The following is a 15,387-nucleotide window of genomic DNA, read 5'->3' as shown; positions in this document are numbered from 1 at the left end:
CCCCGGTCCCCCCGCCGCCTACCCGCCCCAAACCCCTCCACCCCCCCCCCCCGCCCCCCGCCCCCCGCGCGCGGCCGCGGCGCGGACAGGTCTCGGGATGCACGGACTTCGCGGCTGCCGAGTGTGCGCGCGACCCAGCCGTCCGGTCCGCCACGGGTCCGGTTCCACGGCACGGGTCCGGTTCCACGGCACGGGCCCGGTTCCACCGCACGGGTCCGGTTCCACCACGCGGGCCCGGTTCCACCACGCGGGCCCGGTTCTACCGCACGGCCCGGTTCCGCCGCGCAAGTCCCGTTCTACCGCATGGTCCGGTTCCGCCCCGCGGGTCCGGTTCTACCTGGTTATGCGCCGCAGGCCGCGAGGACCAGTTCGCGGACGCGGGCGGCGTCGGCCTGGCCGCGGGTGGCCTTCATGACGTCACCGACGATCTTGCCGGCGGCCTGGACTTTGCCGGAGCGGATCTTGTCGGCGATATCCGGGTTGGCGGCCAAAGCCTTGTCCACTTCGGCCTGCAGGGCGCTGTCGTCGCTGACCATGCCCAGGCCTTTGCTCTCGACGATCGCGCCCGGATCGCCCTCGCCGTCGAGCACCAGGTCGACGACCTGCTTGGCGACCTTGTTGTTCACCGTTTTCGCCTCCACCAGGGCGATCACCTCGGCGACCTGGGCGGGGGTGATGGGCAGGTCCTCGAGGGAGCCGCCGCGTTCGTTGGCCTTCTCGGTGAGGTAGGCGACCCACCAGGAGCGGGCCTCCTTGGCGGGGGCTCCGGCGTCGACGGTGGCGATGATGAGGTCCAGGGCGCCGGCGTTCACCAGGTCGCGCATAACCTCGTCGGAGACGCCCCAGTCCGATTGGATACGCGCGCGCCGCAGCCACGGGTATTCGGGGATGGTGCCGCGCAACTCTTCCACCCAGGCCGCGTCGGGGGCGACGGGTTCCAGGTCCGGTTCGGGGAAGTACCGGTAGTCCTCCGCGGTTTCCTTGCGGCGGCCCGGGGAGGTGGAGCCGTCGGCCTCGTGGAAGTGGCGGGTCTCCTGGATGATCTCCCCGCCGGTCGCGAGAACCGCCGCCTGGCGGCGCATCTCGAACCGCACCGCCACCTCGACACTCTTGAGGGAGTTCACGTTCTTGGTCTCGGTGCGGGTACCGAACTCCTGGGCACCGACCGGCATGAGCGAGACATTGGCGTCGCAGCGCAGCGATCCGTGTTCCATCCGGACATCGGAAACGTCCAGCGATTTCAGCAGATCGCGCAGCGCGGTCACGTAGGCGCGCGCCACCTCCGGTGCGCGGTCGCCGGCGCCGGTGATGGGTTTGGTGACGATCTCGATCAGCGGGACACCGGCACGGTTGTAGTCGAGCAGTGAGTGGCTGGCGCCGTGGATCCGGCCGGTGGCGCCACCGACGTGCACCGATTTACCGGTGTCCTCCTCCATATGAGCGCGTTCGATCTCGACTCGGAAGGTGGTGCCGTCGTCCAGCGGGACCTCGAGGTAGCCCTCGGTGGCGATGGGCTCGTCGTACTGGCTGATCTGGTAGTTCTTCGGCTGATCCGGGTAGAAGTAGTTCTTGCGCGCGAACCGGCCCCAGGGGGTGATGGAACAGTTCAGGGCCAGGCCGATCCGCACGGCCGATTCCACCGCCTGCTGATTGACCACGGGCAGCGAACCGGGCAGGCCCAGGCAGACCGGGCAGACCTGGGTGTTGGGATCGGCGCCGAACGTGGTGGGGCAACCGCAGAACATCTTGGTCGCGGTGGACAGCTCGACATGGACCTCCATGCCCAGCACCGGCTCGTACCGGGTCACGACATCGGCGTAATCCATGAGTTCGACGGTGGGTGCGCTCATGGAGCACAGTCTATGCGCGCAGGTATGACGGCCCGGCGGTCACCTCAACCGGCCGGTACCCGTTCGCCGAGCCAGCCGGTGACGGTATCGAGAACCACCGGGTCGATGGTGGTCTCGATGGATTCGTATTCGCTGGGCATTCCGGTGTAGGCGGGCTGCATGAGATGGTTCAGCCCGTCGAAGACCGGGACTTCCGCGTCGGGGTTGCCGGCCAGCAGTGTTCGCATGGTCTGCACGTTCGGGTCCGCGGTCACCTGGACGTCCTTCGACCCGTAGAACGCCAGCACCGGCATCCGCAGCGCGGACAGGGCCGGAGCGGGATCGTAGGACACCAGCGCGGCCATATACGGCGTGTTCTGGGAGGTGAACGGTTCACTGGCAGCACGCAACTCGGCCGGCAGCCCCCGATTGTAGGTTTCGGACAGCCGGGCGGCCTTCGTGAGCTGACCGGCGCGCAGCGCGGCGGTCCAGTCGGTCAGGAAAGCGCGATGGCGGTCGATCTGCTCCGGGGTCGCGCCGGCGGCGCCGAATGCCCGGGCGCCCTGGTCGAGGACGATATCGGTACCGGTGATCGCGGGGGCGGCCATGAGCATCACGAACGCGATCTCGTTCGAAGGTCGCGCGGCGACCAGCGGGGCGAGGTATCCACCCTCGCTGTGCCCGAGCAGGCCGATACCCGCCGGGTCGATCTCGGGGCGGCCGCGCAGGTAACCGAGCCCGGCCTCGATATCGGCGGACAGATCGCCGTAATCGGCCTGGTTCAGGTTGCCGCCGGTCCCGCCGACACCGCGGTCGTCGGTGCGCAGCACCGCGTACCCAGCGCGGGTGAGGGTATCGGCGAGCAGCAGGAACGGGCGGTGACCGGCGAGCTCCTCGTTACGGTCCTGCGGGCCGCTGCCGGTGACGAGGACGACGGCGGGCACCGGGGCGGTGGTATCGGGCCGGGTCAGGGTACCCCCAATTGTTATACCGCCGCCCTGGTACGAAATATCCTCGGAAATATAGGGATACGGCGGATGCGGCTCCTGCGGACGGCCCGGCGGCGGCACGGGCGCGCGGTTCAGGGTGAGCCCGAAGGACTGCCCGGCCTGGCGGAAATCGCCGACGATCGCGCCGGCGGATTCGTCGAGCCGGCCGGCGAACAGGGCGTCGCCGGGAACATCCGGCACACCGAACCGCACCTCATCCGGTTCGGCCACAACCTCTTCCAGGGGGTGCCGCGTCATCTGCTGGGCCGGGATATCGATGACACCGCTGTGCCGGCCGGTGAACTCCACCCCCACCACCACCGGAGCGCCGGGCACCTCGATGGCACCGTGCCACCGCCCGGCCACGCGTTCATCGACCGGAGCGTCCCCACAGCCGACCAGCATCGAGACGAGCAACCACACAACCACTACCGACAACGCTCCCCTGCCATGGCGCATGGGCTCGACTGTATCGCCGGGTGCGTTGTTCGGGGACGTCTTCGGAGGTGCGGGTCGAGGCACAGGGGTGGTGTATTCCGACAGCACCTGCGCCACCAACGAAGGGGCGCTATCGGCCTCTGGTTACCGCTGTCGGCCTCTGGCTGCGAGGTAGGCCATCCGTGGTCGACCTCTGGTTACAAGGAAGGCCATCCGTTAAGGGTGGGGCTGTGATTTTGGAGCCGCTCCGCGGCTCGAGGGTGGGGCCCTTATAGGCCCGGTTCTTCACTCCTCCGCTCCTCCGCTTCGCTCCCCCGCTCCGTCGCTCCAGAACCGGGCGGGCCCCACCCCGTGGGGGGTGAACCATCCGGATGTGCGCAACGGTGGTGAGGTCGCACGGGCCTAGCCGAAGAAGGCCTGGGCCTCCTCGTAGCGGTCGGGTGGGACGCGTTTGAGTTGTTTGGTCGCTTCGTGCAAGGGGACCAGGCCGATTTCGGTGCCGCGCAAGGCGACCATCTGACCGAAATGCCCGGCGTGCACCGCTTCGGCGGCGTGCAGGCCGAAGCGGGTGGCGAGGACCCGATCGTACGGGGAGGGGGCGCCGCCGCGCTGCACGTGGCCGAGCACCGTGGTGCGCACCTCTTTGCCGATCCGCCGCTCGATCTCCACGCCGAGCTGCTGGGCGACTCCGGTGAACCGTTCGTGCCCGAATTCGTCGACCCCGCCCTCACGCAGGGTGAATCCGGAATCGGGGGCCGGATGCGAACCCTCGGCGACGACGCAGATGAAATGTTTGTCCCCGCGCTGGAAGCGGCGTTTGATCAGCGCGCATACCTCGGTGACGTCGAACGGCTGCTCGGGTACCAGGGTCAGATGGGCGCCCGCCGCCATCCCGGAGTGCATCGCGATCCAGCCGGCGTGCCGGCCCATCACCTCGATGAGCATCACGCGCTGATGGGATTCCGCGGTGGTGTGCAGCCGGTCGATGGCCTCGGTGGCGATGGACAGCGCCGTATCGTGCCCGAAGGTGACATCGGTGCAATCGATATCGTTATCGATGGTTTTCGGCACACCCACCACCGGGACACCTTCCTCGGACAGCCAGCTGGCGGCCGTGAGGGTGCCTTCCCCGCCGATCGGGATGAGCGCTTCGATGCCGTTGTCGTCGAGGGTCTGCCGGATCCGGCTCAGGCCGGCCAGCAGCACGTCCGGGTTGGTGCGGGCGGTGCCGAGCATGGTGCCGCCCTTGGCGAGCAGGCGATCGGTGCGGTCATCGTTCTGGATGCGGATCTTGCGGTCCTCGAGCAGCCCGCGCCAGCCGTCCTCGAAGCCCACGACGGCGTCGCCGTAGCGGCCGTTGGCCGTGCGGACGACGGCACGGATCACCGCGTTCAGTCCCGGACAGTCCCCACCGCCGGTCAGGATTCCGATGCGCATGGCGCCCATCTTGCCCGCTTCCGGCCCGCCGCGCCGCCCCGGGCCCGTGAATGTCGGGTAACGCCGATACCCGGCCGCGGTCAGGCCGGGCAGGATCCGCCGGTGAATTCGCCCAGATGCTGCGAGATGAGACCCGCCATCTTGTCGAGCAGGTTCATCCCGTCGGAGAAAGTGCCCGAATCCGGTTGCGCGGCAAGCGCGACCGCGATCGTGCCGCCGGTAACCGGGACCAATCCGAACTGGCGCACCAGGTAGGCGCCGTCGGGGTCGGGACCCCAGCCGCCCTTGAAATCGGCCTCGGCGAACACCGAACCCAGCCCCCACTGCTGGCTCGCGTTCACCGAACCCATCAGTTCGATCACCGTATCGGCGCCGGGCAGGCACGGCAGCCGGGACGCGAACCGCACCTGATCGGCCAGCGACCACTCGGACTGACCGAACGCGGAATACCCCGACCGGACGGGTTTCTCCTGGACCACGGTCGTATCGTCGCCGCCTTCGCGCAGAACGGCCTGCACCGCGTCCGCGGCGGCACGCGGGGTCCCGAGATTCGACCACAGGCTGTCGGCAGCGGAGTTGTCGGAGGCGGTGATAGCAGCCGAGGTGGCATACGTCTGCTCCCCCGGGCTCTTACGTTCGGCGGCGACAACCAGCGGAACCTTCATCGTGGACCAGGCCGGGCCGGTGGTCCATTTCCCCATCCCGACGAGACGCTCCCCACCCACCGGCATGATCGCCAGCCCCAGTTCGCCCTTCTGCGAACGCTCCAATTCGACGAAATCGGCGGCCAGCGTGCCGGGAACCGTGATCAGTACTTCGGCGCCGGGTACATCGGCCGCGGCCGCCTGGGTGACCGAGGTGGACGGCGTCGCAGGTTCGGTGGTCTCGGATCCACAGGCGGTGACGACGGCCGCGGTGAGCAGGCAACCGAGCAGGGCGAGCGGGCGCCGGGCCGGAAAGAGTTCCCGTTTCTTCTCGGTCGACACAACTCTGCCCATGACTATTGCGATCTCCCACGTCTCGTACCCGGTCGAAGCACCGTACTTCATCGGCGACCATAGCCCGGCCCGGATCGGCCCGCGAACTGTGCGCGGCAGCGGGCCGGTCCGGGTGCAGATCAGTACAGGTACACGACCGCGTTGTTACCGCCCCGGCAGGTGACCAGGCCGTCCGCGGCAACACATTCGAGGGTGTAGGCCTGGCCGGTCACCGGACTCGTGGCCTCGATGGAAACGGGTTCGCCCTCGGCGGAGACCACCGTGGGATCCAGATAGGCCTGCCGTACCGCTTCGGCGAACTCGCAACTGGTCACCGCGGTACCGGCCGCCGCCGACCCGTACGCGCCGCCGCCGGATGCCGTCGTACAGGGCTGCGCGCCGGCCGGCACGTCGGCGCGCGTAGTGGTGGTCGTGGTGGAGGAGGTACGAGTCGGCGCGGTGGAGGTGGCTGGAGCACTGGGCGCAGCAGTGGTGGTAGCGGCACCGGTGGATTCGGCGGCGCTCGGGGTTTCCTCGGCGCCGGACCCGAGGAAGGTGAACCCGAGAATCGCGATCAGTACGACGAGCAGGAACACCCCGGCCCCGGCCAGGATCGGCATTGTGCGAGACCGCTGCTCCTGCGGGCCGGGCTCGGGTGGACGGGCCGCGTTCGCCATGTAGCTGTCGCGGTAACCGGCCTCGTAGGCGGCGGCATACGGGTCGGACTGCGGGGCAACCGAAGCAGAGCCGGAACCGTAGGAGCCGGGCTGCGGGGCCTCCGGAGCGGGGCCGGCACCGCCGTAGCCGAACAAGCCGCCGGGGCCCGGCTGGACCGTGCCGGCAGGCTGCTCGTCGCCGGATGGGTCCCCGCGTTCGGCGGTCCACCAGTCTCCCGTGGACGGGTCGGGTCCGGATGCGCCTTCGGCGGGCGGATAGCCATCCTCCTCCGGCCCGTAGGCGCCGCCCGGGGCATGGGTGTAGCCGTCCACCCGCCGGGTGTCGTCGTCCGGGCGGTAGCGGAAGTCACCGGGCTGTGCAGCACGGTCGGCCCCGCCGTGGACGTCCGCCGGATACTCGCCCGATCGGTGGCCGCGCTCTTCCGGCTGGAAGGCGTGGTCGCCCATCCCGTGAGGGTGCCCCTCGAGCGGGTAATCGCTCGATCGATAGCCGTTCTCGTATGGCTGCGCCTGGCTGCCATATGCACGCTGGTCCGAGCCGTAGGCATGATCCGATTCGTGGGCAGGCTCGCCCGGCCGGAGCTCGGGGTCGCCGGGGCCGGGGGGAAGCCGGTAGGCGCGGGTAGCGTCGCCGGCGGGGTCCGGGGCGGGTTGCGGTGACTCGAAGACGCGGGTCGCATCGTCGGTACCGGGTGCGGTGGATGCGAGGCCCTGGCCGTAGATGCGGGTCGCCTGGTCGGGCGGGTAGAAGTCGGCGACCGGCATCCCACCGGTCGCGGGCGCCGAATCCGGATCGGCGGCCGGATGCAACTGCTCGTTCTGGTACAGGTGGGCGTCGGGGAACGGGCGGATACCGGCGGACGGGGCTTCGGGTTCGGCCTGTTCGTCGGAGGTGAGCGGGGTGAACTCGAATTCGGTGGGGCGCACCGAGGTGGGGTCGCCGGGGATGATCGCGGGCAGGACCGTGGTCTGGTCCGGGGCGCCGTCTTCGTCGCGGTTCGGAATCCGGACCACCAGGGTGGGTATTCCGCCGGTCGGCGGGGAGCTCTCCGCGGAAGGCGCGGGGGTTGCGGGGAATTCGCCGGTTCCCGGTGTAGATGCCGCGGATGACTGCGGCGGACGTGCCGGGGAATTCAGCGCGGTACGGGCTGCGACAGCGAGTTCTCCTGCCGTAGCGAAACGCTCGTGCGGATCCTTGGCCATACCACATGCGATCACATCGTCGAATGCAGCCGGTAACCCGGTTCGCTGAAGGCTTGCCCGGGGCGGTGGTTCGGCCAGATGCGCGCGGATCAGCATGCCGATACTCGGAGCATCGAACGGTTGCGCGCCGGTAAGGCATTCGTGCAGTACACATGCCAGCGAATAGATATCGGCCCGCGTGGTGACCGGTACACGTTCGAACCGTTCGGGGGCCATATAGGTGTAGGAACCGACCGCGACCCCCGCCTGTGTCACAGCGGAATCGCCCGCGTGGTGGGCGATCCCGAAATCGGCGAGATAGGCGAAATCGGCATCGGTGACCAGGATGTTCGCCGGTTTCACATCGCGGTGCACCAGGCCGTCGGCATGCGCGGCATCCAGGGCGGCGGCGATCTGCTCGATCACGGTGACCGCCCGTTGCGGGCTCAGCGGACCGCCGGACTGCAGCACGGTCCGCAGATCGGTGCCGGCGACCAGCCGCATATCGATGAACAGCCGGCCCTCGATCACGCCCCAATCGTGGATGGGGATGATATGCGGTTCGGCGAGCCGGGCCGCGGCCTGCGATTCACGGCGGAACCGGGTCTGGTATTCCGGGTCACCTACCAGATCGCCGGAAAGCAGTTTGAGCGCGACCACCCGGTCCTTGACGGTGTCGTAGGCCTCGTAGACCTCCCCCATCCCGCCGCTACCCAGCAGGGAACGCAGCTCATAAGGACCGAACCGCCCGCCGACTTCGGAACCTGGCGCCTGCACCCGTCCATCCTCTCCACGTCGCGGGCGCCGTATCGACCCGGTCGCGTAGTCGCGCCGGGCTGCCCGTCAAACCTTGGATTGTCCCGGGGAAACCACGCCGTGGTCAAACGCGTAGACGATGGCCGCGGCCCGGTCGCGCAGTCCCAGTTTGCCGAAGATATGACCCACATGGGATTTCACGGTGACCTCGGAGATTCCCAGCGCGTGGGCTATCTCACTGTTGGCCTTACCCCGGCCGATCAGGGCCAGGACCTCGTATTCGCGGCCGGTCAGCTCACCGCCGGCGGGCGGCCCGGACGGCGGCACCGCGGACGTGCGGTAGGTCGACAGAACACGGCCCGTAACGGCGGGATCGAGCCAGGCCCCGCCCGCGGCCACGGTGCGGACGGCCCGGATCAGATCCTCGGCGGGGGAATCCTTGAGCAGGAATCCGGCGGCGCCGGCGCGTAATGCCCCGGACAGCAGCTGGTCGTCGTCGAAGGTGGTGAGCACGAGTACCGGCGGTTCACCGGCGCGGGCCCGCAGCAGCCGGGTGGCCTCGATACCGCCCACCCGTTTCATCCGCAGATCCATGAGCACGATATCGGGAGTGTGCGCCGCGACCGCGGCGAGCACCTCGTCGCCGTCGGCGCATTCGCTGATCCGGAACCCGTCGCGGCGGCGCAGGATGCGGCGCAGCCCGCCGCGCACCAGTTCCTGATCGTCGACGATCAAGACCTCGAGGGCTTCGGGCTCGCTATCGGCCCTGGTCATATTTCCTCCCGTGAACTGGTGGCCGGCACCGGCCGGCCCCGCGTCGGCACATCACGCGGCCCTGTCATACCTCGCCCCGGCCGGCTCACCGATCGCCTCGGCCGGAGGTCCGGGTCTCCGTGGCTGGCGGCGTCGAGCCGGAAGAACTCCTGCCGGCCGTCCGGATACAGCACGGCGATCGGCAGGTTCACCGGCCCCCAGGTGCCCAGCGCGCCACCGGCGGCGCCCAGCGAAAGGGTGCCCAGCACCGGGACCCGCGCCGGAACTTCGGCCGGCCATATGCCTGGGGAATCCGCGCACATCGCGCAACCGCATCGACAGCTGACCGCGAGGTGTGCGCTGCATCGGGTCGGCGCGCAGGCACAGCACCAGGATCGGTCCCGGCAGCACCAGCTGTGCCATCTCCGGTCCGTCGCGAACCCACTGGCCGGTAAACCCGGCGCCGCCCACGTCGCGGCGTCCGTTATCGCGCGCTGTCTCGACATGGGACGGGCGGGGGATCATCCGGGCAGCCCCGGTCTACGGAGTTGGGGTACACCGATCGATTTCATCAGCGCACAGGGTTCATCGCGGGTGTCGGGTGCGGACTCGTCGGCCCGCTCCGGTCGGTCGTGCAGCGGGAACTCGGCCCGCACGATCCAGGTGCCGGCTTCGGGGCCGATGAGGATCCGGCCCCCGAGACCTTCGGCGCGCTGCCGCATCCCCGCGACGCCGGTGCCGTGCCCGATCCGCCCCACCGGCGCCCCCGGTGGAAGCGGGTTGCGCACCCGTACGACCGCCGACCGCGGGCCGATATCCAGCGCGAATTCGACGGCCGCGCCGGGTGCGTGTTTGGCGATATTGGCCAGTGATTCCTGGCAGATGCGGTAGAGCGCGAGACCGACCGCCGCGGAGATCCGGTCCAGATCGCCGGTGACGCGGCGGCGCACGGTCAGGCCGGCGTTGGCGAAGTCGTCGATCAGGGCGGGGATATCGTCGGCGCCCGGTTCCGGGCCCGCCGCGGCCCGGCCGGAATCCAGCAGGCCCACCGTGCGCCGGATATCGGCCATGGCCTGCCGGCCCAGCCGTTCGGCGTCGGCCAGCGCGTCCACCGCCTCCTCCACATCGCTGTCGGTGGTGAGCGCATGCCGGGCGGCGGTGACATGCAGCAGGGTCACGGTGAGCGAATGGGCGATGACATCGTGCACTTCGCGGGCGATGCGGTTGCGTTCGGCGGCCGCTGCCTGCGCGGCCCGCACATTCTGGTTCTCCCGTTCCTGATACAGGTACAGCCGCTGGTATTGCAGCATCACACCGACCAGCCAGCCGAGCAGGATACCGAGCGCGTACATCGGGACACCGGTGCGCAGCGAGTCGTTTCCCCACAGCGCATGGCTCAATACGGCGAAGGCGACCAGTTCGAGAGTCGCCAGCAGCGCCAGCGGGATACTCACCCGTTTCGGGGCGATCGCCGCGATTTCGGCGGCCACCACCATCAACACGAACGGCGCGAAATCGGCATCCACCGGCTGGGCGAAGAACAGCGCCGCCGCGACCATCGTCGCCACCCCCAGCGCCAGCGGCCGCGGCACGATCCCGAACAGCACATAGGCCGGTACCGACAGGAACAACAGCACCACTGCGAGCAACGGCAGCACGGTCGGGAAATACTCGTGCCGCTGCAGGCAGGCGATGAAACCGAGGACGAGCAGCGCCAGATCGGCGAACAGCACCACCTTCGGCGGGTAGTCGAACGGCAGGTCTCCGAGCGGGTGCCAGCCCAACCGCAACCGCCCGCTCGGCCACCAGTCCGTGAACCGGCGCCACACCCGTCCGGCCCGAACCGCCGGCGAGCGGCCGGAACCGACACCGCCACGGATGCCGGCCTCCTTCGAAACGCCCGCGACCCGGGCACGGTCCGCCGTCAGTTGATCCCCCGCCCCCGCAGCGACGCCCTCGCTTGTACGCCGCGGGTGATCACCCGCCATGGATGTGAGGTGGCTCTCAGGCACGTCTCCAGGGTAATCAGCCGGGCCACGCCGAACATCCACCTGCGGCCGGGGCCGGCCTCCGCCCCCGGTAGGAGATCGATTCACGCCCGCCGCACGACGAAGCGCGGGCCACGGATCCGTAGCGTGGAACGCGCCGACGCCGCACCGGACCGGGCGGCGCATCCCAGGCCCCGACCGAAAGGGCACGGATCATGTCCTGGACAGAGCAGCACCTGCGTACCGAGATCCTGCACACCGTTCTCGACCGCGCGGCCGGCGACCCCGCCCGCGCCGATCTGTTCGACGATATCCCGCACCTCGACCGGTTGTTCGGCGGACCGCAGGGAGTACTTGCGACCCTGCGCTATCGGTGGAACATTCATCTGGACGCCAAGCTGGAACTGGGCGCCGCCCAGGGCCGGACCGTGGACGAGGCGTACCTCGAACTGGCGGCCGAACAGCCGGTGCTGCGTGCGGTACTGGATGCCCGGACGGCGTCGCGGGTGCTGGTCGCGTGAGCCACGCCCGGCCGTACCGACATCTGTGGAAAACGGGGTGGCGATGACGCAGCCGGCCATGCTGGAACTGACCGACGTCGTGAAGGAGTACCGCGTCGGCGATCAGCCGGTGCGGGCGCTCGACGGGATCGGGCTGCGCCTGGAAGCGGGTGAGTTCACCGCCGTGATCGGTCCGTCCGGGTCGGGGAAGAGCACACTGCTGCATATGCTCGGTGCGCTGGACCGCCCCGATTCCGGGGCGATCCGGTTCCAGGGCGCCGAAATCGGCGCGTTGAGCGAGGAACAGCAGTCGGAATTCCGGCGGCACCGGGTGGGCTTCATCTTCCAGTTCTTCAATCTGCTGCCCACCCTGTCGGCGTGGGAGAACGTCGCGGTGCCGAAACTGCTCGACGGCAAATCTCTGCGCAAGGCGAAACCGCGCGCCCGGGAACTGCTGGACCGGGTCGGGCTCGGTGCGCGCGCCGAACACCGTCCCGCCGAACTGTCCGGCGGGCAGATGCAGCGGGTCGCGGTGGCGCGGGCGCTGATCATGGACCCGCCGCTCATCCTGGCCGACGAACCCACCGGCAACCTCGACTCGAAAACCGGCGCCTCGATCCTGGAACTCCTGGCCGAGGTCGCCGGATCGGGTAATTCGGTGGTGATGGTGACCCACGACCGCGGCGCGGTGGACTACTGCGACCGGGTGGTCACCCTCGGCGACGGACGCATCGGGTCGGACGAACGCACCACCGCGCACGGTGGTGCCGAGCTCAGTGCAGCGCTCGCAGGTCGCGCCGCGCCGAACCCGACGTAATCAGCCGCGGCGAACGCGGACATTACAGCGGTGCGTCGGCCCACCAGCTGTGGATGTCCTGACGGGCGGTCGGGCCCCAGGTGCGGACGAACAGCAGGGAATTGCTCCGCGGTGATTCTCCACCGGAGCCGAAGGAAACCAGCATGTTCACGTTGAACTGCCCGCGCGCGCCGGAATCCTCCCAGACATGGGCGGTATACGGTTCGCCAGATTTGGTGCCCGCCGACGTATCGTGCGCGGGCAGGCCCGCGACCACCTCCCGGGCGGCTTCGGCGTCCGGGTAGGTGATGATCGTGTAGTCCATCCGGGTGGGCTGCAGCTGGATCTGCCGGCAATCCCAGATCGCCTCCCAGGGGCGGGTTTCCAGGACATCGTCGAAAACCGGCACGTCCGGCAGCAGCGGAATCCGATCGCCGGGACCGAACCTGCTGCATCGCGCGCTCTGATACCCGAGCCCGTCGAGTCCGGCCCCCTGCGGGAGCAGAGAGGGGAACAGGCGGCGGGTGCGGTCGCCGGGCTCACCGCCGGGCGAATCACCGGGGCCGGCGGTACTGCTGGGCTCCCGTTCCAGGGTGGAGGTCTGCGGCGCGGCCGGTGCACTGCCGGAGTCCGAATCGCCGGCGCCCAGGAGCACCACCACAACCACCGCGATCAGGGCGAGCACGATGAGCGGTACGAGAATCGCCACGGCGATCCACGGTGCCCGGCTACGCCGCACCGGCGCCGCGGTGGTCCCGGGCGGGGCGTAGCCGGGGGGCGGCGCCGAGTAGCCGGGTGGACCGGGCGGGTAGCCGCCGTGGTGCATGGTCGCCGTGGCACCGGTGGTTTCCACAGAACCACCCGCATAACCGGAAGGTGCACCTGCGGGCAGCGGCCCCGGCACCACCGGCATCCCGCCGGTATGTTCGACTCCCGCCGGGACCTGCGGGTTCGCGCCCGTGTGCTCGACACTCGGCGGTACCGCGCCGAACCCGCCCGTCTGCTCCACGACCGGCCCCGGCGAGCCGGCCGGCGGTGCAGGGCGCGTGATCGCGACAGTGGGTTGCGCACCCGTATCGATCTGTCCCGCCGGGGCGTCGGCGGGGGCGAGAGCCGCCGCACCACCCGTCTGTTCCACCGACGGTCCTCGCGGCGCACCGGAAGGCGGTGAACCCGCCGGCTGCGGCGGCACAACCGGTGGTGCACTGCCCGCGTATCGACCGTCGGCCGGAAACCCCGCCGGGCCGGGCGTGCCCGGTGGAACAGGTTGCGCGGGGGCGTATCCGGCTGGGGGCGCGGCGAATCCCGCACCCGGCCCGGCAGTTTCCGGCACCGGCGGCTGCGCGGACGGCGGGGCGGTCAGCGCGCGTTCCGCGGCCGCGGCGAATTCCGCACACGTCCGGTAGCGGTGCGCCGGATGTTTGGCCATCGCCTTGGCCAGCACCGGATCCAGACCCGGTGGCAGACCACGCCGTTTGACCGCCAGCGGCGGCGGCGACAGCTGCAGATTCCCATGAATGATATCGGCGGGATTCGGCGAATCGAACGGCGCCATTCCGGTGAGCAGCCAATACAGCGTGCAGGCCAGCGAATACTGGTCCGACCGGCCGTCCATATCGCCGCCGGTCATCTGTTCCGGGGAGGCGAACGCGAGGGTCGCGGTGAACATACCGGTCTGCGTCAACCGGACCGTTTCCGCACGTAACCGGGCAAGCCCGAAATCGGTCAGGAAAACCCGCTCACCCTGCCCCGTATTGGCGCGGGCGAGCAGAATATTGGACGGTTTCACATCCCGGTGCAGAACACCCATTCCATGCGCGTAATCGAGCGCATCGGCGACCCCGGTGATGATCTGCACCGCCTTGCCCGGCGGCAGCGACAGCGAATTCACGGTCCCCGCGTCGGCGCCGTCGATGTACTGCATGCACATCCACAGGTGCTCCCCCTCCATCCCGCGGTCGTACACCGTGACGATGCTCGGATGATCCAGCGCGGCGGCCAGATCCGCTTCCCGCTCGAAACGGGTGCGGATCGCGGCGTCGGCGAACAATTCCGGTTTGAGCAGTTTGAGGGCGGTCAGTTTCCCCAGCCGCGGATGCCGCGCCAGATACACGGCACCCATTCCGCCTTCACCGAGTTGCCGCTCGATGGTGAAACCGGCGAACACGTCACCGCTGTTGAGCAACACGACCCCCTTCGGGTGACTGACAGACTCGTGAGCCTACCGGGCACACGCCGCCGGTTCCGCCGGGAAAACGGGAATCCGCGCAGTCCATGCACACCTGACCATCCGATCAGCCCGGAGTGACCAGACCCGATTCATAGGCGAGCACCACCGCCTGCGCGCGATCACGCAGATCCAATTTGGTGAAAACCTTCGACACATGGGTTTTCACCGTCTGCTCGGCGATGAACAGGGCCTCGGCGATTTCGGTATTGGACATCCCGCGGGCGACCAGCTCCAGGATTTCGCGTTCCCGCGGAGTGAGCGCCGCCAGCGCCGGCGACGGAGTACGGCGCGCGGACCGCCGCATCGTCACCTCGGCAATCAACCGCCGGGTCACGGTCGGCGCGAGCAGCGCCTCCCCACCCGCGACCACCCGCACCGCACGCACCAACTCCTCGGCCGGGGCGTCTTTGAGCAAGAACCCGCTGGCGCCGAGACCGAGCGCCTCATAGACATAATCGTCGATATCGAAAGTCGTCAACATGAGCACCCGCACCGGCGGATCGAAACCCGCGGACAGGATGGAACGCGCCGCGTCCAGCCCGTTCATCTCCGGCATCCGGACATCCATCAGCACCACATCGGGTCGTAACCGCGCCGCCTCGGCGACCGCCACTTTCCCGTCCGGCGCATCACCGATAACACTGATATCGGGTTGCGCGGCCAGTAACGCCCCGAACCCCTGCCGGACCATGGCCTGATCGTCGGCGATCAACACGGTTATTGCCACGCGCTCAGCTTAAATGCTGTGTTGATGGCGCCGCCTCCGGCGGCGCGGGGGTTTTTGGGGGGGGAGTATTAAAAATTGTAAAAATAGAAAAAAGCAAACCCAAACCCC

12 protein-coding genes are annotated in these 15,387 nt (G+C 69.2%); 2 read left to right on the top strand and 10 right to left on the bottom strand.

Annotation, left to right across the window (positions count from 1 at the left end; translation table 11 throughout):
* Window positions 1-341: 341 nt before the first annotated feature.
* From gatB to QH196_RS06780, 8 genes are all read right to left on the bottom strand, one after another.
* Window positions 342-1,850, bottom strand: coding sequence for an Asp-tRNA(Asn)/Glu-tRNA(Gln) amidotransferase subunit GatB (gatB, locus tag QH196_RS06815; protein WP_280414896.1), 1,509 nt, complete (start codon window positions 1,848-1,850; stop codon window positions 342-344).
* Window positions 1,851-1,894: 44 nt separating this feature from the next.
* Complete coding sequence (locus QH196_RS06810) at window positions 1,895-3,277, bottom strand: alpha/beta hydrolase family protein (RefSeq protein ID WP_280414895.1); 1,383 nt, start codon at window positions 3,275-3,277, stop codon at window positions 1,895-1,897.
* 381 nt (window positions 3,278-3,658) lie between these two features.
* Window positions 3,659-4,693, bottom strand: coding sequence for an ATP-dependent 6-phosphofructokinase (locus QH196_RS06805; RefSeq protein ID WP_280414894.1), 1,035 nt, complete (start codon window positions 4,691-4,693; stop codon window positions 3,659-3,661).
* An 80-nt stretch (window positions 4,694-4,773) separates the two neighbouring features.
* Entirely contained in the window at window positions 4,774-5,742 is a 969-nt protein-coding gene (locus QH196_RS06800) for a hypothetical protein (protein ID WP_280414893.1), read from the bottom strand.
* Window positions 5,743-5,810: 68 nt separating this feature from the next.
* Window positions 5,811-8,306 (bottom strand): serine/threonine-protein kinase, encoded by a 2,496-nt coding sequence (locus QH196_RS06795; RefSeq protein ID WP_280414892.1) that lies wholly within the window; start codon window positions 8,304-8,306, stop codon window positions 5,811-5,813.
* 66 nt (window positions 8,307-8,372) lie between these two features.
* Entirely contained in the window at window positions 8,373-9,059 is a 687-nt protein-coding gene (locus QH196_RS06790) for a response regulator transcription factor (protein WP_280414891.1), read from the bottom strand.
* On the bottom strand, window positions 9,056-9,361 hold the full coding sequence (locus tag QH196_RS06785) for a hypothetical protein (protein ID WP_280414890.1): 306 nt from the start codon (window positions 9,359-9,361) through the stop codon (window positions 9,056-9,058). The genes QH196_RS06790 and QH196_RS06785 overlap by 4 nt, the downstream gene beginning before the upstream one ends.
* Before the next feature lie 198 nt (window positions 9,362-9,559).
* On the bottom strand, window positions 9,560-11,050 hold the full coding sequence (locus QH196_RS06780) for a sensor histidine kinase (RefSeq protein WP_280414889.1): 1,491 nt from the start codon (window positions 11,048-11,050) through the stop codon (window positions 9,560-9,562).
* A 191-nt stretch (window positions 11,051-11,241) separates the two neighbouring features.
* Here QH196_RS06780 and QH196_RS06775 point away from each other — a divergent pair, with 191 nt between their 5' ends.
* Both QH196_RS06775 and QH196_RS06770 read left to right on the top strand, forming a co-directional pair.
* Window positions 11,242-11,547: a hypothetical protein gene (locus QH196_RS06775; protein ID WP_280414888.1), complete on the top strand. Its 306-nt coding sequence runs from the start codon at window positions 11,242-11,244 to the stop codon at window positions 11,545-11,547.
* A 43-nt stretch (window positions 11,548-11,590) separates the two neighbouring features.
* Window positions 11,591-12,343 (top strand): ABC transporter ATP-binding protein, encoded by a 753-nt coding sequence (locus tag QH196_RS06770; RefSeq protein ID WP_280414897.1) that lies wholly within the window; start codon window positions 11,591-11,593, stop codon window positions 12,341-12,343.
* A 22-nt stretch (window positions 12,344-12,365) separates the two neighbouring features.
* On the opposite strand, the gene QH196_RS06765 is transcribed toward QH196_RS06770, so the two are convergent.
* Window positions 12,366-14,507 (bottom strand): serine/threonine-protein kinase, encoded by a 2,142-nt coding sequence (locus tag QH196_RS06765; RefSeq protein WP_280414887.1) that lies wholly within the window; start codon window positions 14,505-14,507, stop codon window positions 12,366-12,368.
* A 109-nt stretch (window positions 14,508-14,616) separates the two neighbouring features.
* Window positions 14,617-15,279, bottom strand: coding sequence for a response regulator transcription factor (locus QH196_RS06760; protein ID WP_280414886.1), 663 nt, complete (start codon window positions 15,277-15,279; stop codon window positions 14,617-14,619).
* Between the last annotated feature and the right edge of the window lie 108 nt (window positions 15,280-15,387).

The sequence above is a fragment of the Nocardia carnea genome (genome assembly GCF_029868325.1).
In the GTDB taxonomy this organism is placed as follows: domain Bacteria; phylum Actinomycetota; class Actinomycetes; order Mycobacteriales; family Mycobacteriaceae; genus Nocardia; species Nocardia carnea_C.
Note: the sequence above shows the minus strand (reverse complement) of the source record. Positions and strands in the feature narration are given on the sequence as shown.

Coding starts and splice junctions, on each gene's coding strand:
- gatB (WP_280414896.1), bottom strand. CDS start 1,850: ATGAGCGCACCCACCGTCGAACTCATGGATTACGCCGATGTCGTGACC.
- QH196_RS06810 (WP_280414895.1), bottom strand. CDS start 3,277: ATGCGCCATGGCAGGGGAGCGTTGTCGGTAGTGGTTGTGTGGTTGCTC.
- QH196_RS06805 (WP_280414894.1), bottom strand. CDS start 4,693: ATGCGCATCGGAATCCTGACCGGCGGTGGGGACTGTCCGGGACTGAAC.
- QH196_RS06800 (WP_280414893.1), bottom strand. CDS start 5,742: ATGAAGTACGGTGCTTCGACCGGGTACGAGACGTGGGAGATCGCAATA.
- QH196_RS06790 (WP_280414891.1), bottom strand. CDS start 9,059: ATGACCAGGGCCGATAGCGAGCCCGAAGCCCTCGAGGTCTTGATCGTC.
- QH196_RS06785 (WP_280414890.1), bottom strand. CDS start 9,361: ATGTGCGCGGATTCCCCAGGCATATGGCCGGCCGAAGTTCCGGCGCGG.
- QH196_RS06775 (WP_280414888.1), top strand. CDS start 11,242: ATGTCCTGGACAGAGCAGCACCTGCGTACCGAGATCCTGCACACCGTT.
- QH196_RS06770 (WP_280414897.1), top strand. CDS start 11,591: ATGACGCAGCCGGCCATGCTGGAACTGACCGACGTCGTGAAGGAGTAC.